This window comes from Saccharopolyspora gloriosae, from assembly GCF_022828475.1.
GTDB lineage: Bacteria > Actinomycetota > Actinomycetes > Mycobacteriales > Pseudonocardiaceae > Saccharopolyspora_C > Saccharopolyspora_C gloriosae_A.
On sequence record NZ_CP059557.1, the window covers coordinates 3,762,587 to 3,782,085 of the forward strand.

Below are 19,499 nucleotides of genomic sequence, written 5' to 3' on the forward strand. Positions count from 1 at the left end.
GAATGAACTTCGGCGAACGCGCCCGGCTGCCCGAACTCCCAGGCTATCGATTTCCCCGAACCCCTTCGGATCCGGGTCCGCAACCACTGGTCAGCTGATCACCAGAAAGGGTGAAAAATCGTCACGCCCCTTCAATGCACTTCCGGTTCGATACGGCATTGGGCTAGGTTCTCCAGCCGAATACCTCGCCCCCTTATTCAGGAGTTGACCATCGTGTCCCGCGGTGCGAACGACGCCGGGACGCGGGAATTATCGAGCCTGCCGGATTCATCCGCGCCCGTTCCATTCTTCTCGCAAGCCCGCACTTTCGACCGGCTCTGGCCGGCCATCAGCGCCCGTGTCGAGGAGGTCTTCGACAACGGCAAGTTCTCCCACGGCAAGCAGGTCGGCGAGCTCGAACGGTGCATCGGCGACTACACCGGAGCCCGGTTCGTCATCGGCGTCAACAGCGGCACCGACGCGCTGGTCCTGCTGCTGCGCGCGCTCGGCCTGCGGCCCGGCGACGAGGTCATCGTCCCCGCCTACTCCTTCGTGGCCACCGCCAGTTCGGTGGTCCTCGCCGGTGGCACGCCGGTGTTCGCCGACATCGACCCGGTCACCTACGCGCTCGACCCGGCCGAAGTGGATCGGGTCGCAGGCCCGCACACCAGGTTCGTGATGCCGACGCACCTGTTCAGCCAGATGGCCGACATGAGCGCGCTCTCCAGAGTGGCGGCCCGGCGCGGCCTGACGGTGCTGGAGGACAGCGCCGAGGCCATCGGGATGCGCCAGGTCGGGGTGCACGCCGGCCTGCACGGGGCGGGTGGCGTGCTCTCGTTCTTCCCGACCAAGACGCTCGGCGCGATCGGCGACGCGGGCGCCGTGATCACCGATGATCCACGGGTGGCCGAGGTCGTGTCCGGGCTGCGCCACCACGGCCGGTTCGGCCACACCCTGGATCACTTCCCCGGCATCTCCACCGAGACCGCGCGGCCCGGCACGAACAGCAAGATGGACGACATCCAGGCCGCGGTCCTGCTCGCGAAGCTGCCCGGCCTGGACGAGGAGATCGCCCGGCGCGCACAGCTGGCCGAGGCCTACCGGGAGCGCCTCTCCGGCATTCCCGGCCTCGTGCGGCTGCCGCAGGTGGTCGATCGCGGACCGGGCTCGGCGGGAGTGTTCTACGTCTACCTGATCGAGGTCGAACGCCGCGACGAACTGGTCGAATGGCTGGCCCGCGCGGAAATCGGAACCGAGACCTATTACCCCATTCCATTGCATCGGCAACCGTGCTTCAGCGGACTGGATTCCGCCCGCACTTCGCTGCCCCACGCCGAGGCGGCCGCGCGCGGCGCGCTCGCCCTTCCGCTGTACCCGGACCTCACCCTCGGACAGCTCGATCGGGTGTGCTCCGCGGTGCGCGCTTTCTATTCCGGGAGGACCGCGTGATGCGCACCGAGATTCCGTTCTTCCCGCCGGATCTCTTCGAACACGATCGCAAGATCATGTTGGACGCGCTCCAGGATATCGGTCGGGATCCTCGACAAAAGTTCATCCTGGGCGAGCAAACCGCGGAGTTCGAGGAAATGCTGCGCGCCGATCTGGGCGCGGCGGACGTGGTCGCCTGCGGCAGCGGCACCTCGGCGCTCGGACTGGTGCTGCGCGCGATGGACATCGGTCCCGGCGACGAGGTCGTCGTGCCCGCGTTCGGCTGCGCACCGCTGGCCGCCTCCGTGGTCGACGTGGGCGCCACGCCGGTGTTCGCCGACATCGACTCCCGCACCCTGGTGCTGGACCCGGAGTCGGCGCGGCGGCACATCACCCACCGCACCAAGGCGATCATGCCCGCGCACATGTTCTCGATCATGGCCGACATGCCCAGGTTCACCGAGCTGACCGCGAGCCGGGATCTGCGGCTGATCGAGGACTCCGCGGTGGCGCAGGGCGGCGTGCTCAACGGCACTCCCGCCGGACTGTGGGGCGAGGCGGGCGTGTACTCGTTCGTCCAGGTCAAATCATTCGGCATGCCCGGCGAGGGCGGCGCCGTGGTGACCCGTGATCCGGCGCTGGGCCGTCGGCTGCGGATGCTGCGCAACCACGGTCAGCAGGAACGCTTCGTGCACCAGATCATCGGTGCGAACAGCAGGTTCGACGAGATCCAGGCCGCGTTCCAACGCCACCGGTACGCGGGCTTTCCCGGCAGGCTCGAGCGGCGCGCGGAGATCGCCGAGCACTACACCGAGCGCTTCGCTCCGCTGGCCGACCAGGGCCTCGTCCCACCGCCACCGGGCCGCAACGGCCGGTGCCACTACGTGTACTGCGTGCTCGCCGAGGAACGCGACGTGCTGCGGGAGTACCTCGCCGAGCACGGCATCGGCTCGCACGTGTACTACCCGCTCGCGCTGCCGTACCAGTCGGCGTTCCTGCCCTACGCCCCGGCGGACGAACGCTGGCCGAACGCCGAGCGATCCAGCGCTCGCATCCTGGCGCTGCCGATCTACCCGCATCTCAGCGACTCCGAGGTGACCCGGGTCGCCGATGCCGTCTGCGAGTTCGTCCGCCACCGCCCGCGCGTCTCGGCGCCGGGCACCCCCTGATCCCGAACGAGGAGCGTCTCGACACGATGACCAGTGACCTGCACGCCGCGCCGAAGCACCTCGGCGCCGGCAGGCCGGAGAGCAAGGCCCGCAGCTACACGAGGCTGGGCAAGCTCGACGTCTACGACTACTACCTGAGCATCCTGGTGGTCGCCGCCGCCGTGCTGCCCCTCGCCGCGGTCGGGGCCGGGTCGCTGCCGATGCTGCTGCTGTTTCTGGCCGGTGAGGTCTGCGTGCTCGTCGCACTGGTCTCGTTCGACGACGTGACGGGATTCCGCGACGGCAGCGACATCGCCAACTACGGGCCGAACGATCCGCTGCGCAAGAAGCTGCGCAAGCCGCTGGTCGCGGGCACGCTCTCCGAACGGGAGGCGGTGCGCTTCGGCTGGGCCGCCGCGGCCGCCGGGGCGGCCCTGTGGGGTGCGGCCATCGCACTCGCCCCGAACCGTCCGATGTGGACTCTGATGGTGATCGCGGTGACCTACGTGATCGGCTTGCAGTACTCCTACGGGCTCAAGCTCAGCTATCACGGGTTGCAGGAGGCGTTCATCGCCGCGCTCGGCGTTGCCCTGGTCCTCGCCCCGTACGGATTGGCGACCGGGGAATTCTCCGGTTTTGTGCTGGTGCAGGCGGTGCTGTTCGGTTTCGGGCCACTGATGTTCGGGGTGTACTCCAACACCAACGACGTCGAGGGCGACCGCGGTGTCGGGCGCCCGACGGTGGCCGCGCTGACCACTCCGCGCGGCAACGCCCTGTTCATCGGCGCGTTGTCGCTGGGCGAGTTCCTGCTCGTCCTCGGCGCCTCGCTCACCGGTGTGGCGCCGTGGTGGTTCGTGGTGCTGCTGCTGCCCGCGAGCGCGCTGCGCGCCCGGCAGTACCAGCTCGGGTTCGGTGCGGGCGACATCATGCGCGCGCGCAAGCTCGGGTTCCGGGTGCACCGCCTGTACGTGCTGCTGCTGATCGTGGCGAACCTGCTGGTGGCTTTGGGGATCGCCCGATGAGCGCCGAACTCGACGTCGCCGTGGTCGGGGCGGGCATGGCGGGGCTCACCGCCGCGACCGAACTGACCCGCGCCGGGCTCGACGTCCGGGTGTACGAGTCGTCCGACCACGTCGGCGGCCGGACCGCAAGCGTCCGCGTGGACGGCTACACGATCGACGCCGGGGCCGAGCAGCTCTCCCCGCACGGCTACCGCGCGACGTGGGAATTGCTGGCCAGGCTGGGGATTCCCGAGTCAGCGGTGCCGTTGATCGGCGGCCCCATCGCGATGTGGCGGGACGGCAGGGCGCACGCCGGAGTCGCCGAGCCGCGCGGTCTGCTCACCGGGGCGGGGCTTTCCCCACTGGCCAGAGTGGACCTGGTCAAGTTCCAGATGTGGCTGGCGCAGCGGCGCGGTGAGTTCGACACCGACGACCCGGACCGCACCTGTCTGGCCGATACGACGGTGGCCGAGTTCGCCCGCCGCTACCACCCCGACGTGCACGACTACCTGTTGCAGCCGGTCGCGGGCACCTTCTTCGGCTGGGACACCGAGCGGTCCTCGGCGGCGACGATGCTGTCGCTGCTGCTGGCCGTCGGAGACGCCTCCAGCTGGCGGACCTACTGCGGCGGCATGGACACCTTGGCCCGGCGGCTCGCAGCCGGGCTCGACGTGCGGACCGGGCAGGAAGTGCAGCAGGTCGTCTCCACCGGGCAGGGCGCCCGATTGCAGATCGGTTCGGAGACCGTGACCGCGCGTTCGGTGCTGTTGTGCGTGCCCGCCCCGGTGGCGGCCCGGTTGCATCCGGGAGCTCCGGAGCCCGAGGGCGAGTTCCTGCGCGCGTGCTCGTTCACCCCGGCGCTGAAAGTGAGCTGCCTGCTGGACCGGCCGCTGGCACCTGCGCGCGGTGTCCCGCCGTACGTGCTGCTCACCTCGCAGGCCGAGGACGACGTGCTTTCGGCGATCCTGTTCGACCACCAGAAGCACCCGGATCGAGCGCCCGCGGGGGCGGGACTGCTCACCCTGATGCCGAATGCCGCGACCACCTCGGATCTGCTCGGACTGCCCGACGCGGAGATCATCGCGCGGCTCACCGACGCCGCCGCCCGGTACCTCCCGGGGTTCACCGTCGCGAACCGCCGCAACTTCGTGCACCGCCATGCGCACGGCCTGCCGGAGGCCACGCCCGCGGCGCTGGCGCTGCGCTCCAGGTTCATGGCCCGCCGTCTCCGCCCCATCGACTACGCCGGGGACTGGGTGATGTTGCGCCCGGCCAGCGAGGGCGCCGTGCGCGCCGGCGCGCTGGCCGCCTCCCGCGTGCTGAGCAGGCTGCGCGCACCGCTGAGCATCCCGACCCAGGCTAGGAGCCGACGCGTTGAAACCGCATGACATGGGTGTCCTGTTCGACGAATCCGCGCGGCGGCACGCCACGACCACGGTCCGCCTGGACCGGCCGTTCGACATCGCCCCCGACGGCGGTTCGACGTACGGCGTCGACGAGCTGGCGGAACTGGTGCGCACGGCGGCCGGCTGGCTGACGGCGGCCGGTGCCTGCCGGGGCGACCGGGTGGTGATCGTGAAGGACAACCACTGGGACTACGACCTGCTCGCGTGTGCGGCGGTGCGCATCGGAGCGATTCCCGCGCAGCTCTCGGCGGAACTGTCCACGGCCGCCTTGGAGCAGCTGCTCAAGCGGCTGGACGCGGCGGTGCTCGTCACCTCCGGCGGGTTGGCCGAGCGCTGCGCGGAGGACGGACTGGACCTGGTCTCCACGGCTCGCGCCACGTTGCTGCTGGACGGTTACTCGCCGGGCGCGCTGTCCCTGGACGACGTGCGCGGGCAGGCCGCTCCCGCTCCCCGGCTGCGCCCGGACGACGAACCGCTGGTGATCAACCACACCTCCGGGACGACGGGGGTCCCGAAGCTCGTCGTGCACTCCACTCGCACCATCATCGGGCAGCTGGCGCGTTTCGAGTCCACCCGGCTGCCGCGGATCGGGGTGCGCCCGGACGACACCGTCGTCAACGCGAGCGGTTACGCGCACGGGCGGACGTTCTGCTGGACGGCGGTGGCGCTGAGCATGGCGCCGCAGGATCTGGTCATCCTCAGCAAGCCGGACCCGGATCTGGCCGATCCGATGCTGCGCGCGCACCCGCCGACGATCATCGAGGCGCTGCCCTCGACCTACGTGCGGTTCCGGCCGTTGACCGAGCGGCTGGACAACCCGTTCCGCCGGGTGCGGCTGTTCATCAGCACCTACGACGCGGTGCATCCGCCCACCGTCCGGACCTACCTGAACGCCTCCGCATTGCGGAGTCCACTGTGGATGCAAGGCTGGGGCCAGACGGAGACCGGGCCGCTGACGTTCCGCTTCCACACCCGGCGTTCGCTGAACGGTGCGGCAAGCTCCTCCGCGCGACACCTGGGCCGGCCGATCCCGGGACGGACCCGGCTGCGGGTGGTCGATCCGGACACCTTCGAGCCGGTCCGGCGTGGTCAGCCGGGCCTGGTGTTCGTGCGCACCTCCGCGCGCTGCCTGGACTACCTCGGGGAATCCGAGCGCTGGGCGGCGAAGCGGCGCGGCGAGTGGTGGAACACCGGTGACATCGGCGTGCACCACCGCGATGGCCACGTGTCGCTGCTCGACCGCGAGGTGGACGCGACGCCGAAGCTGAGCTGCCTGGAGACCGAGGACGTCCTGGAGGACCGGCTGCCCCAGGCGCAGGAGTGCGTGGTGCTCGGCCGCCCGGGTGAGCCGCCGCTACCGGTCGTGGTGACGGCCGACGGCGAGCTCACCACCAGCGCGTGGCGCCGGGCGATTCGCGGACTGCCCGCCATGCAGGAGCCGGTTTCGCTGACCTGGGACCAGATTCCGCGCACCGGCACCGGAAAGGTGCGGCGAGCGCTGCTTCTGGAACAACTCACCGGCAGCACCGACACTCCCGGGTCGGGTCGATGGACCTGAGATCTCGTCGCTGTGCGGATCGGGCCGGACGGAGAAGGGCTGCACTGATGGAGAAATGGGGTCGGTCGTGACCGGCACCGGCGTCGTCGAGGATCAGCAGGGCCGGAGGGAGGACTGGCATCACGATCTGAGTGCGGCACACGATCCGCTCACGTTGCGGCGGCTGGCCGAGACCGGGGTGGGCGGCGGCTGGCACTGCCTCGAAGTCGGCGCGGGGGCCGGTGACATCGCGTGCTGGCTCGCGGATCGGGTCGGACCGTCCGGCAGCGTGCTGGCCACCGATCTGCTGCCGATACCGGCGGCACGACCGAACCTGCGGGTGCGCGAGCACAACATCGTCACCGAGCCGCTGCCCGCGGAGAGCTTCGACCTGATCGTGGCCCGGCTGGTGCTGCGCTTCCTGCCTCGGCGCCAGGACGTGATCGCCAAGCTGGTGGGGGCGCTGAAGCCGGGCGCCTGGTTGCAGATCGACGAGTTCGACACCTCCTACGAGCCGTTGCTGCTGGCCGCCGACGAGGAATCCGCGCGGCTCTACGAGAAGTTCCTCGCCGCGAAAGCGGATGCGCTGCGGTCGGCAGGCGTGGACAACGACTGGGGGCGGCGAGTGCCGCTGGCGATGCGCCGGGCGGGGCTCGTCGACATCGACCCACTTCCCCACGTTCAGCTCCGGCACCGGAATTCCGCTGATCTGCGGCTGATGGTGCATCGGGTGGAGCACATGCGCGACGGGCTGCTCGCCGCGGGCATGACGGAATCGGAACTCGCGCGGCTGCGGACGGTGACGATGCATCCCGACTTCCGCGCGACGTCGAGCCTGATGTACTCGGTACACGGCCGGAAGGTCACCCGTTGAGCGCCGCGCCGGCGTCGGCTCGTGCGAGGACGCGGGTCGCCACCGACATCCACGCGCGCTTGACCGAGGACGTTGCGGACGCGGCGGTGCGGTGCGCGGTCGACTGGTCAGGGCCGGTGCGGGCAACGCTGCCTGATGAGGCGGCGGTGCAGGCGGCCTGCGGCATCATGCACGTGCACGGCCGGTCCGCCGGGCGGCCCCTCGCACTGGGCGTGGACTACGCCTCGGTGGTCGCCGGAGTGCTGGCGGCGCAGGGAACGCTGGCCGCGGAGATCGCCCGGGTCAGAGGTGCCCGGTACGGCGAGGTGCGCACGTCGGTGGCGCAGGCCGCGTTGCTCAGCGTGCAGCAGTACCTCGCGGTCGCGGCCACCGATCCGGCCGACGAGGCGGCGCCGAGATCCGAAGTGGACGGTGGCAGGCGGCCACCGTTCACCACCGCCGACGGGGTCCGCTGCGAGCTGGAAACGCTCGACGCGCAACCGTGGCTGCGCTTCTGGCAGGCGCTGGGCGCGGAGAAGTCCGCGATCGCACGCGGCTGGTTCCCCTTCCAGCAGCGTTTCGGCACCGCGACCTGCGCGTTGCCCATCGCGCTGCACGACGTCATCGGCCGCACCGCGTTCGCGCAAGTGCGGACGGCCGCAGCGGAATCCGGGGTGGCGGTGCTGCCGATCCGGGACGATCCGGCGTCACCGTGGGAGGTCCCGGCCTGCACCGGCACTGCCCTGCCCGCCGCCGCGCCGCGAACCTGGAGCGTGCCGGCAGCGGCACCGCTGGAGGGGATCGTCGTCGTCGAGTCGACTCGGCGGGTGCAGGGGCCGGTCGCCGGGCACGTACTGCGGATGCTCGGCGCCGAGGTGATCCGCGTGGAACCGCCCGGCGGCGACCCGATGCGCGGCCTGCCGCCGATGGCCGGTGACTGCTCGGTGCGGTACCGCTCCCTCAACGACGGCAAGCGGACCGTCGAAGTGGACATCAAGTCGGCGGCCGGACGGCGCGAACTCCACGACCTGGTGGCCGGCGCGGAGGCGTTCGTGCACAACTGGGCGCCGGGCAAGGCCGCGCAGCTGGGCCTGGACGCAGCCGACCTGGTGCGCAGCAGTCCCGGACTGGTCTACGCGTGGGCGTCCGGCTGGGGCGACGCGGCAGGGCCGAATCCGCCGCTGGGCACGGATTTCCTGGTGCAGGCGGGCAGCGGGCTGGCCGCGGCGCTGACCCCGCGCGGCACACCGGCGGCGCCGTCGCTGATGACGCTGACCGACGTGCTCGGCGGGCTCGTGTGCGCGAACGGCGTGCTGGCCGGACTTCTGCGGCGGGTGCGCACCGGGGAAGGCACCCGAGTGGACACGTCGCTGCTGTCCGGTGCGAGCCTCATTCCCCGGGACCAACTCCACCGGCCCACCGCGACGGACGGTCCATTGCGGACGGCCGACGGTTTCCTGGTGCTGCCACGCGACATCGACCCCGCCGCCGCGAGAGCGGTGTTCGGTTGCGCGCCGGACGACATCGCCTTCCGGTGCCGCGACCAGGCCACCCGCACCTGGGTGCAGCGGGGCGCGGAGGTGGGAGTGGAACTCACCCCGGTCTGCACGAACTTGCGCGACATCGCCGCCGACGCCCGCTTCAACTCCGCGCTGGGTCGTGCCGAGCACCTGTTCCCGTTGCCCCCCTGGGAGTTCTCATGATCCACGATCCACCGCTCGATACCAGGATCGGCGACCTCGTTCCTCCCGCGCTGCGCGAGGAATGGGTGCGTGCCGGGCACTGCCCGGATCGGGACCTGCACGCCCTGTTCCGCGAGCACGTCGACGCCCACCCGCACCGAGACGCCGTCATCGACGCTGACGGGGTGCTCGACTACGCGGCGCTGGATCGCGAAGTCGATCGGATCGCCGCCGCGCTCGCCGCGGCCGGCATCGGCCCCGGCGACATCGTCGGTGTCCGGATGCCCAACGGCCGGCGCATGGTCGTCGCCGAACTCGCCGTCGCCGCCGTCGGTGCCGCCGTTCTCGCCTACCCGGCAGGCCGAGGCACCCGGGACACCCACAGCCTGCTCGGCCGGTCCCGCGCTGCGGCCGCGATCTTCGGTGCCGTCGACGACGCCGAGGACGCGGGCACGATTCCTTCGCTGCGCCGGATCTTCACCTTCGGCGCCGGCGAATCGGGGCGCGTTCACTCGACGACGCCCCGGCGGCGCGCTGGTCCGCCCGGCCGCAGGACGCCGAGGCACCGGTGCGCATCCTCGTCACCTCGGGTTCCGAAGCGGAACCGAAGATGATCGCCTACTCGCACAACGCGATGGGCGGCGGCCGCGCGAACTACGTGCGCGCCCTCGCCGAAGCCGCGCGGCCGGGCGAGCCGATGCGGGCGTTGATGCTGATGTCGCTGGCGTCCTCGTACGGTTCCTGCGCGACCCACGTGGCGGTCGCCGCACTGGGCGCCACGCTTGTGCTGGTGGACCGGTATGAGACGACCGCCGCGCTGGAACTGATCACCCGGTACCGCCCGAGCCACGTGTTCGGAGTGCCCACGATGCTGCGCCGCCTCGCCGACCACCCGCCGATCCCGGACGAGGACCTCAGCAGCGTCGGCACGGTCGTGTCCAGCGCGGCCCCGCTGTCCGAGGTGACTCGCCGGGCCGCCGCACGACGGTTCGGGGCTCCCGTGATCAGCGTGTACGGGTCCTCCGACGGGATCAACTGCCACACCGCGCGCACTCCCGACGAGCCCGGAACCGGAATCCCCGATCCCTCGGTCGCCGAGATCCGCATCGTCGGCGAGGACGGCACCGAGGTGCCCGGCGGTTCGAGCGGCGAGATCCTGGCCCGCGGCCCGATGACGCCCCTGAGCTACGTCGCCGATCCCGAACTCGACGCCCGCTACCGCACTCCTGACGGCTGGGTGCGCAGCGGTGATCGCGGCGTGATCGACGAGCTCGGACGGCTGCACGTGCTGGGCAGGTTGCGGCAGGTCGTGTCCCGCGGCGGTCTGCACATCAGTCCCGCCGAGGTCGAGCGGGAGATCGCGGCACATCCCTCGGTCGTCGACGTGGCCTGCGTGGGCGTGCCGGACGACGACCTCGGCGAACGGTTGTGCGCCTGTCTGAGCCACACGCCAGGGACCGCCGAACCCACGCTGTCCGAGCTCACCGCGTTCCTCGAAACCGATCGCGGGCTGGAACGCCGGAAACTGCCGGAACTGCTCGTCGTGCTCCCGGAGCTGCCGCTGGCCCCGACCGGGAAGGTCTGCCGCCGCACCGTCACCGCGATCGTCGCCGAACGCACGCACATCCGCGTCTCTGGGGGAATTCGATGACCACGTCCGGCACCACCCGCCTCGACCTTGAGTGGCTCACACCGCAGCACCTCGGGTCCCTGTACCGGCTCGCGCACGAATCCGGTGTCGAAGCGCAGGAATCCGGGCTGGATCCGATCCTGCTCGACCTGGTGCGGCTGCGCGCCTCGCAGCTCAACGGGTGTCGGTTCTGCACCGCCATGCACTCGCGGCAGGCACGGGAGAACGGTGAGACTCGGCAGCGCCTGGCCGAACTGCCCACGTGGGCGGAGTCGGCCCGGTTCGCCGCGCACGAGCGCGCGGCGCTGCTGCTCACCGAGTCCGTCACGCGCCTGCCGGGCGGCAAGGTCCCCGACGAGCACTACCGGCCCGCCGAGGAGCACTTCGACCGGTCTCAGCTGGCGCACCTGCTGTGGACGATCACCTTGGTCAACGCCTTCAACCGGCTCGCGATCGGCAATCGGCTCTCCCAGCACTGATCAGCGCTCACGACGATCCGGCCGGTACCGGTGCGCCGAACGGTCCGTGGCGCGGCCTGGCGTCGGCGGCGTCACGACGTCCGCACCGGGCCGCGCCGTTCGATCACCGTGAGCGCCGTCCGGTGTTGACGCCGCCATGGATCACGTCCGCCTGGATGATGTCGTTGTGGGAACCGTGCACCTCGTTGTGCACGTGGGAGTTCGAGGAAGCGGGTTCGGCGGCCGCAGCGCCGGAACCGGGCTCCGGTGCCGCGTCCGCTCCGGCGGCGTCCGCCTCGCCTGCGGTGATGAGCTCGGCCGTGGTGCGCCGGTCGAACCCCGGCACCCGCACCCATGCTTCGGCGGTGTACTCCTTGTTCCGCACCGGCAGCCGGACGAACTCGCCCTCCCGCAGCACCTGGAGGTGATCGCCGCTGAAGGCGGTCCGCTTCGCGTGCTCGGACACGATCAGCGCGGTGTTCACCTCGTCGGACGCACCGATCTCGCGGCAGCGGTCGAACAGATCCTTGAACGCGGTTGCGTTGAGCATCCGGTCCAGTGCCGTCTTCGCGGGGTAGTAACCGGGAACCACTCCCACCGGGCCGGTTTCGACGGCCATGCGCAGCCGGATCTCCGGTTTGCTGCGCTTGTTGCGCTCGACGGCGGCCCGATCCAGGTACTCGGCGGCGTCCAGCACCGCACCCAAGTACGAACCGGGCAACGTCAGGATCGCGCCGTCTCCGGTCGACTCCCGATCGAGCACGTCTTCGCCGGCGAGGCCGCTGCGGTGCAACGCGGTGTCCACCAGGCTCGTGATGGCCGGAACGATCTCCCCGACGTGATAGCCGCGGGTGCTCGCGGAACCGACCACGTCGACCGCGAACAACGTGCGGTTCTCAGGGACCAGCGTCACTGTATACCTCCAGATGGGTGACTAACCGAAGTCACACAGTGTGGAGAGATCGCCGGGAGCGTGTCCCCTGATTTCCGGGAGAACTAGTGATCCGGCCGATTGCCGCGGATCACCTCCTGCAATCCCTCGGCGTCGACGACGGCGAACGTCCGCCGCCCGGTGCGGATCAACCCAGCATTGCGCAGCTGACTCAGCGCCGATTCCACCTGTTTCTGCGAGGCGGCGACGACACCGGCGATGTCCAGCTGCGTCAAACCGTCCACCTGCCTGCCCGAGTCGGTGGCCCGCCCGAAGTGCTTCGCCCACTTCAGCAGGTGCATCGCGACCCTGGTGCGCACGCCCCGGCTCTGCGCGACCTGGCGATCGTCGAAGTTCTCCTGGCGCTTGCGCCAGGTTTCGTTCAGCAGGTCGCGCACGGCCGCCCGCTCCTGCATGTCCCGGAACACCTCCGCCTGCACCCGCCAACCGTGCCCTCCGCTCAGCGCAACCACGCTCGCGGTGCGGGGCCGGGCATGCACGGCGCCCATCTCACCGAGCAGGTCGCCCGGCCCGGCTACGCCCGCCACCGGGTATCCACCGTCCGCGTCCGGCAGCACGATCTTGACCAGGCCCTGTCCGATGAGCAGCACGTCAGCGGCCGGTTCGCCCACCGTCATCAGCCGATCATCGCGGTGGAACGCGATGAGCTTGCCCGCGCTCTGCAGGAATCGGTGTCCGTCGCCCGCTTCATGACCAGTCACGGTCGAGGATTCTGCAAGAAACCACCCCCGGATTTCGATCACCGACGCGGAGAGAGCACCCGCAGCCACTCTGTCGGCCCAATCCGGCGCTGGAATATGCCGAGGTGGCACGGCTTGCCGCGTCCTTTCCGCCGACGCACCGAAACCATGTCGTCCCGTGCTCAGCAGTGGTCGAAGACGTAGGCCGGGTCGTCCGGGGCGACGAGGTCGTGGTCGCGCACAGTGGCGGTGGCCGGGGTCGCCGGGTCTGCGCACACCTCGGGGAAGGTGCCGCGCAGGTCGTCGGCGTACTCGACGTCGAGGACGTCGCCGCCGTAGATCGCCGCGTAGTCGGCGCATCCCTCGTACCGGTGGCAGCTTTCGGTGACGGCGAAGTCGAATCCGGCCTCGTCCTTGCCACGGGCGCCCAGTTCGGCGGCGTTCTTCTGCCCCACCGCCAGCCCGGCGCCGTGCGCCACGTCGGCCAGCAGTTTCGCGAACGCCACGTTGTCGTCCTCGGTCAGCTGTCCTTGCGAACGGCCGTAGGAGTCCAGGTTGTCCAGTTCCACCGAGTCGAATCCGCTCGCCGCGCAGCCCCGAACGGTGTCGCCGATGAGCTCCGCGAGGCGGGTGCGATGCTGCTCGGTGGAGGTGTCCAGGAGGAGTTCGTCGGGCCATCCCGGATCGCTCACCGGCTCGCCGTCGGGGCCGGAGAGCACCAGGTCACGGCGCTCCGTGAGCCAGAGCTCCCGGTCGGCGGGCTGGGACTGGAAGCCGTTGACGTAGCAGATGTTGTGCAGCCCGGGCTCCGGTTGAGCGGTGCTGTCCCGAGCCACCACCGTGACACCTTCCGGCGGCGGGTACGCACCACCGAGCTGGTAGTCCAGCACGCCACCGGCAGGCGGCACCGCGACCGGGGCGACGTCCGCAACGGCCGACGCCTGCCGAACCACCGGGGGCGCATGAGGGGCCGCGACCGCGCCGCAGGCGGCGAGCGCGAACGTGCCCGCACCCACCACGGCCAGCGTGCGCAGTCGTCGGGGCGCCGGGGAGTGCCTCATCAGATCTGGTCCTCGCAGGTGTCCGGTGCCGGGGCACGAGCCGCGGCGCTTGATCGGACACTACCGCGATGATCATCGAATCCCATGCTCCGCACAGCGCATCCGGGTTCCCCCGCACGCCGGGCCTGCGATGTCCCGGCTCGCGCCGGCGGAATCGGGGGCGCGGATCGCTCCGCCCAGGGCAGGCAGCGCGGTGTCGCCGCCGCATCCGGGCCGGCCAACGCCAGTGCACCGAAGGTGGACCCAGGCAGCTTTCCCCTTTGCCGTCAAGGAATTCGCGTCGAATGCACTCGAAGGGTGGGTCCGTTCGTCAATGACGTAATGCCGGCCCCGGAGCCGGGTCCTACCTCATGCCTCATCGACGAAGCAGGGAGTGTGCGATGCACGACGGATTGGTCGATCAAGTGCGCTGGCTGGTCGACGAGCAGGCGCCGCGGGATCCCGATGTCGCCGCCTGCGCGCTGGACGTGCTGATAGCCGCGCACGGCAGAGCGGACGTGGCCGCGGCACTCGCCATCGTGGCTCCGGTCGAGATCGCCGGGCTGGTCCGCGAAGCCTCCTGACCGGATTCCTCAGCGGGATGCGACGTCGACGCGGAACCGGTGGTCCTCGACCGCCGGTTCCGCGGTCCGGGCCAAGTGCGAGTAGACCAGCGCCGCGCCCAGCAGCGCGATCGCCAGCACGATCCACGGCGCCGCAGCGGAAACGGCGAACAGCAACGTGTGCAGGCCAGGGCCGATCGCCGCCGCCACGCCCCACACCAATTGGTAGAAGGCGCCGTAGCGCCCCGAATCCCGGCCGCCCGCGAACCCGAGCACGAGGACCATCGCGACCGCGCCGAACAACGCCTCACCCAGGCTGAACAGCAGAATCAGCATGGACATCAGCAGCGCCGCACCCGGTACTCCGAAGCCACCGAGCAGCAGAAAACCCGCGAGCGCGACCGCGAGCAGGACCGCCGCCTGCACCATCAACCGCATCGGCGCGCGTCCCCTGCCCCACCACAGCGCGACCGGTTGGAACGCGGGGATCGCCACGCACGAGAGCACGTAGGCCGCCGGTGGCAGCCACAGCGGCATGCCCAGCCAACGCAGGTAGATCGGCAGGATCGAGTCGAACGCGACGCTGGCGAGGGTGAGCGCGAGCGTGGCCCCGGTGAACGCGAGGAAGCGGCGGTCGGCGAACACGCCGCGATAGCCCCGCGCATCCCGTGCGGCCTCGCATCCCCGGAGTCGCCCGGTTCGAGTGCCGAGGCGCCAGAACAGGTAGCCGGACAACGCGAATCCCGCCGCGTTGAGCAGCGGAATCGTCGTCCAGAACACCGGCCCCACTCGGTGCTCGAGCGCCGCGCCCACCGAGACGCCCAGCGCCCCCAACCCGAACCCGAGGGTGCGCAAACTGTTGAGCAGCGCGAACATTCCGCGGCGTGCCTGCTCATCGGAGGTGGCCCCGGCGACGAGACCGCCGTGGGCGGCCCAGTACAGCCGATCGCCGAGACTCACCCCGAACGCGATCAGCCCGACCGCGACGGGCGTGTCGGCCCACAGGTACGCCGGGAACACCAGCGCGCGGATCACGCAGCTCACCGTGGCCGCCGGGCAGGGGCCGAAGCGGTCGGTGAACGTGCCGACGGCCAGCCCGCTCAGCACGAGGGCGGCCAGCGATCCGGTGCTCAAGGCGGCGCCCGCCGTCGACAGCTGCATGCCACGGCCGTCGGTGAAGTAGAGCAGCGAGAACGTGACCCAGACCCCGGCGCCGATGGTGTCGATGACCATCGCGGTCATGAACGTTCCGGAGCCGACGCGGCGGGGGCGCACCGCCGCATCGGCGCGGGTCGCGTCCGCTGTCATCGAACCTCCTGGCGGTACCGATATGCACTGCGCACCGGCCGCGCCGCACGGACGGGCGGCCGACGGCCCGGCCGGGTGTCGGGTCCTCAGCGGGAATCGCGACCTGGGCGCGATGCGATGGCGGGCGCGGTCGCCCACGGAGCGAGCGGAGATCGCACGACGGCGTCGTCGTTGCCGGGCTTTTCGGCGGCGCTGGCGGAACATTTCGCCGATGTCGGCCGGGTCTTCGCGGTGATCGCCTCCGCGCGGGTCCACGCTAACCACAGCGGAGTGTCGAAATCAAGAAATGTCACACCCTCGGTTCACAACCGCTCACGAAAGAGATCACTCACGCATTCAGATACAGTCGCCGACCTTCCCGAATCGCGCTCAGTTCCTTGCGCAAGCACCGGGCACGACCATCACGCATAGCCTCCCACCAGGCCTTACGTGGATCCGATCGCCATTTTCACGCCTGCCGAGAACTCAGATCGCGGCGCGACTCGCACATTATCAACGGGCTCGCACAGCTACCAAAATAATGAAATCGCGAACCGTTGAACGAAATATCGACCTGGAGCACCCCCGGACACCACCGGCGAACAGGCCGGCCGCCGATAAAGTCGATCAAGATCCAAAGTGGACCCCTCGTCGCCCGGCCCCGCCCGCATCGCCCTCCACCTGCGGAGGAACCCGCACCCGACGAGAACCCGACTGATCGAGTAGTCCGATTTCCGCTTCACGCCTGCCCATCACCGCACTTCGCACCGGACACAGTGGTACCCACGCGCGCCGGACCGGCGGTTATGACGGGGACCGATGTCGAAGAGACGATCTCGGTCCCTTACTCTCTCGCTCGTGAGGGAAGAACGAACATTGCTGCACGAGCTGGTCGACCAGCTGCCGGACGACCGCCTGGGGCAGGCCGCGTCCCTGCTGGAGAAGCTGGTCAGCGTATCGCTGCGCCGCAACTTCAAGACCGACGACAAGCCCGACTCGCAGGATCAGCGGTGGAGCGCATCCTGATCGTCGACTCCACTGTGGAGCACTGAGGGGACCGCGTCGGCCGGGACCGCCCCGGGATCGGCCGACCAGGCCTCGCCGAGGCACGGGCCGTCGCGAGCCACGGTGAGGCCGTTGCCCCGCCTGCGGATCCCGATGAGAATCCCGGCAGGTCATTCCGAAAGGGTCACCCCGGCCGGCCTGCGGCCCGCTCGATGACGGCCTTGATGTGGTGCATGTCGGTCCGGGTCGCCGCGTTGAGGCGGGCGGTCATCGCCGCGTCGTCGAACGGGGCGTTCGCACGCATCGTGAACTCCTGCACCCAGCGCAGCACCGTGCCCGACTCGGTGTGCCGGTACGTCCAGTACAGCTCCATGTACCGGAACGGCCCCGTCTCCAGCCGCCGCGTCCGCACGGCCCGTCCGGCCACGTCCAGCACCCGGCGGGACACCCAGCTCCGCACCTTGCCCTCGGCGTCCGGACGGGTGGTGAGGCGGAAGTCGATGGTGTCGCCTGCGCGGCGCAACACCTCGGACCTGGCGTACTCGGCGAACAGTTCCGGCCAGGACTCCACGTCGTTGGTCATGTCCCACACCAGCTGCAGCGGAGCCCGCACGGTCACGGAGTTGTCGGTCCTGGCCATCTCAGTGCACCTCCTCGTTCACTGCCCGCACCCCGTGCCGAGCTCTGATCGTGGAACGGACGGCGCCGCCGATGCTCACCGCCACGTCCGCGGGCGCCGGGCCGGTCTGTCCGGCCCGCCGTCCCGAGGGCTTCACGGCGCAGGCGACCGCGAACGTGGTCATCCGGTCCCGTTCGGTGATCTGACGCGCGATGAAGCCACCACCTGACCGGTGACGTTCCGGAACAATTCGTGCACTCGCATGGCCACCTCTTGTGAATGAGACGCTCTCGCACGTCGCCGGTGACGCCGAATCGAGTGAAACAATTTCAACAGCGGGTCGCGGGATCGCTTTCATCCACCCGCGGACGGCCACATCAGTGAACCTGGAATGCCGCCATGACCAGGTCGGCCGATACGTCGGCAGTGACGCTCAAAGCGCTCGGCGGAACCCGCCGATCCGGTCGATGCATCCCAGGACGAAGGCACAACCCGACATCGACGCGCCGCTGAGAAAGATTCCTGATCGCCGACTCGACCGTCGGCGCATCCGGCCATAAATTACCGCGAATGCTCACCAGCACAAGACGGCCGACCGAGTGATCGCCCGGACGATTGCTTCCCCCACTCGAGAACCTTGAGACACTCGATCGTCGTCCGGGCCGATATCACCGCGCGAGATCAGTCGCGCGCCACCAGCCGCCACAGCGACACCGTCTCCGACGCGCGGGCCTCGTGCAGCGGATCGGTCGGATCCGCGGCGCGCGGGTGTCGCGCAGCGGCGTCGCTGCGGCCCTCGACGGCCAGGCCCGCCGTGTCGATAGCGCTCAGCAACTCGTCCCGCGAACGCAGGCCCAGCAGCTCGGCGAGGTCGGAGAGCACCAGCCAGCCCTGCCCGCCCGGTTCCAGGTGCGCGGCGAGCCCGTCCAGGAATCCCCGCAGCATCCGGCTTCCCGGGTCGTACACGGCGCGCTGCAGCGCCGCCGACGGCTTCGCCGGAACCCACGGCGGATTGCACACCACCAGCCCGGCTCGGCCGGCCGGGTAGAGATCGGCCGCGGTGACCTCGATCCGATCCCCCAGACCGAGCCCGTTGACGTTCTCCGCGGCGCAAGCCAGCGCACGGGGGTCCAGGTCCGTCGCCACCACTCGCCGCACCCCGCGTCGAGCCAGCAGCGCGGCCAGCACACCCGTACCGGTGCCGATGTCGAAGGCGGTCTCGGCCGGGGGAAGCGGTTCCGCCGCCAGCAGCTCCACGTAGTCGGTTCGCTGCGGGGCGAACACGCCGTAGTGCGGGTGGATTCGGGCCGCCAGCGCCGGGATCTCGATCCCGTTTCGCCGCCATTCGTGCGCGCCGATGATGCCGAGCAGTTCTCGCAGGGACAGCACGAACGGTTCGTCAGCCGGGCAACCCGCCGCCAGGCACGCCTCCCGGATGTCCGGAGCGCGCCGCAGCTTCAGCTCGCAACCGGCCTCGACGGGGATCAACAGCATGCCCAGCAGCCGCGCCCGCTGCGCCTGGCGCTGGCGGTGCCGGTGGAAGGTCTGCGCGACGGAATCCATCGCGGGCAGCGGTTTCCGGTCGACCCGCCGGGCCATCGCGGTGAGCAGGTTGCGCGCGTTGTGGAAGTCCCCGCGCCACAGGAAGGCGGTGCCCTCCGCGGCCTGACTGTGCGCGTCGTCCGCCCGCAACCGGTCGTCGCCGATCAGCACCCGCCGCGGCGGGGCGGCGTCGTTCTCCGAGCGCCAGATCGCGGAACGCGGCTCTCCTCGCTCGATCCATTCCAGGGAAGCCAGAGGAGTAGTCAGCACCGCATATCTCTTTTCACCGAATGTCCGACCCACCATCCTACCCGTGCTGCCCAGCGACTATGTCGCCCGTGCCACCCCGCCAGTCATCGTGATCGGGTTCCGTCTTCAGCGCGCTCGCGCAGGGCGCTTCCTCGGCACTGTCGCGCGCGCCGGGAGCACCGCGTTATCGACCCCGGCGGGACCACTCGCTTGGGGGCATCGCGACGACCGATGCGCTGCGTACGGTGCGAGATGGGGTGATCCGTGTCGTGCCCGGAGCTGAGAATCCACCGGAACGTTCCCTGTTTCCCGGCGAATCGCCACACGCCCGCACCGCACCGGTTGAACGCAATTCCCCGCGACGCGGTGAATTCCGCACGGCACAGCACGAATCTGCTGTTCGGCAACGCGTTCGGACCGGCCGTGCAAAGCCGCTGCCC

19 protein-coding genes are annotated in these 19,499 nt (G+C 70.3%); 12 read left to right on the forward strand and 7 right to left on the reverse strand.

From position 1 onward, the window contains the following. Positions 1–258: 258 nt before the first annotated feature. Genes H2Q94_RS16150 through H2Q94_RS16195 form a run of 10 tightly spaced genes read left to right on the forward strand, consistent with a single transcriptional unit; the run spans position 259 to position 11,143 of the window. A complete protein-coding gene (locus tag H2Q94_RS16150) occupies positions 259–1,428 on the forward strand; it encodes a DegT/DnrJ/EryC1/StrS family aminotransferase (protein ID WP_397545482.1) in 1,170 nt (389 codons plus the stop codon). Continuing rightward, positions 1,428–2,576, forward strand: a complete 1,149-nt coding sequence (locus H2Q94_RS16155) for a DegT/DnrJ/EryC1/StrS family aminotransferase (RefSeq protein ID WP_243787957.1) — start codon at positions 1,428–1,430, stop codon at positions 2,574–2,576. Before H2Q94_RS16150 ends, H2Q94_RS16155 begins: the two co-directional genes overlap by 1 nt. 26 nt (positions 2,577–2,602) lie before the next feature. Continuing rightward, positions 2,603–3,577 (forward strand): UbiA family prenyltransferase, encoded by a 975-nt coding sequence (locus H2Q94_RS16160; RefSeq protein WP_243787958.1) that lies wholly within the window; start codon positions 2,603–2,605, stop codon positions 3,575–3,577. Beyond that, positions 3,574–4,944: a protoporphyrinogen/coproporphyrinogen oxidase gene (locus tag H2Q94_RS16165; RefSeq protein WP_243787959.1), complete on the forward strand. Its 1,371-nt coding sequence runs from the start codon at positions 3,574–3,576 to the stop codon at positions 4,942–4,944. Before H2Q94_RS16160 ends, H2Q94_RS16165 begins: the two co-directional genes overlap by 4 nt. 1 nt (position 4,945) lies before the next feature. Next, the gene (locus tag H2Q94_RS16170; RefSeq protein ID WP_243795742.1) at positions 4,946–6,520 is read left to right on the forward strand and encodes a class I adenylate-forming enzyme family protein; all 1,575 of its coding nucleotides are present in this window, start codon (positions 4,946–4,948) and stop codon (positions 6,518–6,520) included. 55 nt (positions 6,521–6,575) lie between these two features. Then, positions 6,576–7,373 (forward strand): class I SAM-dependent methyltransferase, encoded by a 798-nt coding sequence (locus tag H2Q94_RS16175; RefSeq protein ID WP_243787960.1) that lies wholly within the window; start codon positions 6,576–6,578, stop codon positions 7,371–7,373. Positions 7,374–7,432: 59 nt separating this feature from the next. Beyond that, positions 7,433–9,055 (forward strand): CoA transferase, encoded by a 1,623-nt coding sequence (locus H2Q94_RS16180; RefSeq protein ID WP_243787961.1) that lies wholly within the window; start codon positions 7,433–7,435, stop codon positions 9,053–9,055. Further along, a complete protein-coding gene (locus tag H2Q94_RS16185; RefSeq protein WP_243787962.1) occupies positions 9,052–9,648 on the forward strand; it encodes an AMP-binding protein in 597 nt (198 codons plus the stop codon). The genes H2Q94_RS16180 and H2Q94_RS16185 overlap by 4 nt, the downstream gene beginning before the upstream one ends. After that, a complete protein-coding gene (locus tag H2Q94_RS16190; protein WP_243787964.1) occupies positions 9,603–10,685 on the forward strand; it encodes a class I adenylate-forming enzyme family protein in 1,083 nt (360 codons plus the stop codon). The genes H2Q94_RS16185 and H2Q94_RS16190 overlap by 46 nt, the downstream gene beginning before the upstream one ends. Beyond that, positions 10,682–11,143, forward strand: coding sequence for a carboxymuconolactone decarboxylase family protein (locus tag H2Q94_RS16195; protein ID WP_243787966.1), 462 nt, complete (start codon positions 10,682–10,684; stop codon positions 11,141–11,143). Before H2Q94_RS16190 ends, H2Q94_RS16195 begins: the two co-directional genes overlap by 4 nt. A gap of 103 nt (positions 11,144–11,246) precedes the next feature. Here the strand turns inward: H2Q94_RS16195 and H2Q94_RS16200 are convergent, their stop codons facing one another. The 3 genes from H2Q94_RS16200 to H2Q94_RS16210 all read right to left on the reverse strand — a co-directional run bounded on the left by H2Q94_RS16200 (position 11,247) and on the right by H2Q94_RS16210 (position 13,815). Further along, positions 11,247–12,035 carry a hypothetical protein gene (locus H2Q94_RS16200; RefSeq protein WP_243787967.1) on the reverse strand — a complete coding sequence of 263 codons (789 nt, stop codon included), beginning with the start codon at positions 12,033–12,035 and terminating at the stop codon, positions 11,247–11,249. Positions 12,036–12,118: 83 nt separating this feature from the next. Next, entirely contained in the window at positions 12,119–12,775 is a 657-nt protein-coding gene (locus H2Q94_RS16205) for a Crp/Fnr family transcriptional regulator (protein WP_243787969.1), read from the reverse strand. 161 nt (positions 12,776–12,936) lie between these two features. Continuing rightward, positions 12,937–13,815: an endo alpha-1,4 polygalactosaminidase gene (locus H2Q94_RS16210; protein WP_243787971.1), complete on the reverse strand. Its 879-nt coding sequence runs from the start codon at positions 13,813–13,815 to the stop codon at positions 12,937–12,939. Positions 13,816–14,195: 380 nt separating this feature from the next. Here H2Q94_RS16210 and H2Q94_RS16215 point away from each other — a divergent pair, with 380 nt between their 5' ends. Continuing rightward, the gene (locus H2Q94_RS16215; RefSeq protein WP_243787973.1) at positions 14,196–14,378 is read left to right on the forward strand and encodes a hypothetical protein; all 183 of its coding nucleotides are present in this window, start codon (positions 14,196–14,198) and stop codon (positions 14,376–14,378) included. 9 nt (positions 14,379–14,387) lie between these two features. On the opposite strand, the gene H2Q94_RS16220 is transcribed toward H2Q94_RS16215, so the two are convergent. Continuing rightward, on the reverse strand, positions 14,388–15,665 hold the full coding sequence (locus H2Q94_RS16220) for an MFS transporter (RefSeq protein WP_243787976.1): 1,278 nt from the start codon (positions 15,663–15,665) through the stop codon (positions 14,388–14,390). A gap of 837 nt (positions 15,666–16,502) precedes the next feature. Here H2Q94_RS16220 and H2Q94_RS16225 point away from each other — a divergent pair. Beyond that, positions 16,503–16,670, forward strand: a complete 168-nt coding sequence (locus H2Q94_RS16225; protein WP_243787977.1) for a hypothetical protein — start codon at positions 16,503–16,505, stop codon at positions 16,668–16,670. A gap of 163 nt (positions 16,671–16,833) precedes the next feature. On the opposite strand, the gene H2Q94_RS16230 is transcribed toward H2Q94_RS16225, so the two are convergent. From H2Q94_RS16230 to H2Q94_RS16240, 3 genes are all read right to left on the reverse strand, one after another. Then, positions 16,834–17,289, reverse strand: coding sequence for an SRPBCC family protein (locus H2Q94_RS16230; protein ID WP_243787979.1), 456 nt, complete (start codon positions 17,287–17,289; stop codon positions 16,834–16,836). Position 17,290: 1 nt separating this feature from the next. Then, a complete protein-coding gene (locus H2Q94_RS16235) occupies positions 17,291–17,452 on the reverse strand; it encodes a hypothetical protein (protein ID WP_243787980.1) in 162 nt (53 codons plus the stop codon). Between the two features lie 497 nt (positions 17,453–17,949). Further along, positions 17,950–19,077 (reverse strand): methyltransferase, encoded by a 1,128-nt coding sequence (locus H2Q94_RS16240; protein ID WP_243795744.1) that lies wholly within the window; start codon positions 19,075–19,077, stop codon positions 17,950–17,952. Between the last annotated feature and the right edge of the window lie 422 nt (positions 19,078–19,499).

What these genes read in the sequence shown, in the direction of transcription:
- H2Q94_RS16155 (WP_243787957.1), top strand. Translation starts at nt 1,428, where the DNA reads ATGCGCACCGAGATTCCGTTCTTCCCGCCGGATCTCTTCGAACACGAT.
- H2Q94_RS16160 (WP_243787958.1), top strand. Translation starts at nt 2,603, where the DNA reads ATGACCAGTGACCTGCACGCCGCGCCGAAGCACCTCGGCGCCGGCAGG.
- H2Q94_RS16165 (WP_243787959.1), top strand. Translation starts at nt 3,574, where the DNA reads ATGAGCGCCGAACTCGACGTCGCCGTGGTCGGGGCGGGCATGGCGGGG.
- H2Q94_RS16170 (WP_243795742.1), top strand. Translation starts at nt 4,946, where the DNA reads ATGGGTGTCCTGTTCGACGAATCCGCGCGGCGGCACGCCACGACCACG.
- H2Q94_RS16175 (WP_243787960.1), top strand. Translation starts at nt 6,576, where the DNA reads ATGGGGTCGGTCGTGACCGGCACCGGCGTCGTCGAGGATCAGCAGGGC.
- H2Q94_RS16185 (WP_243787962.1), top strand. Translation starts at nt 9,052, where the DNA reads ATGATCCACGATCCACCGCTCGATACCAGGATCGGCGACCTCGTTCCT.
- H2Q94_RS16195 (WP_243787966.1), top strand. Translation starts at nt 10,682, where the DNA reads ATGACCACGTCCGGCACCACCCGCCTCGACCTTGAGTGGCTCACACCG.
- H2Q94_RS16210 (WP_243787971.1), bottom strand. Translation starts at nt 13,815, where the DNA reads ATGAGGCACTCCCCGGCGCCCCGACGACTGCGCACGCTGGCCGTGGTG.
- H2Q94_RS16215 (WP_243787973.1), top strand. Translation starts at nt 14,196, where the DNA reads ATGCACGACGGATTGGTCGATCAAGTGCGCTGGCTGGTCGACGAGCAG.
- H2Q94_RS16220 (WP_243787976.1), bottom strand. Translation starts at nt 15,665, where the DNA reads ATGACAGCGGACGCGACCCGCGCCGATGCGGCGGTGCGCCCCCGCCGC.
- H2Q94_RS16230 (WP_243787979.1), bottom strand. Translation starts at nt 17,289, where the DNA reads ATGGCCAGGACCGACAACTCCGTGACCGTGCGGGCTCCGCTGCAGCTG.
- H2Q94_RS16235 (WP_243787980.1), bottom strand. Translation starts at nt 17,452, where the DNA reads ATGACCACGTTCGCGGTCGCCTGCGCCGTGAAGCCCTCGGGACGGCGG.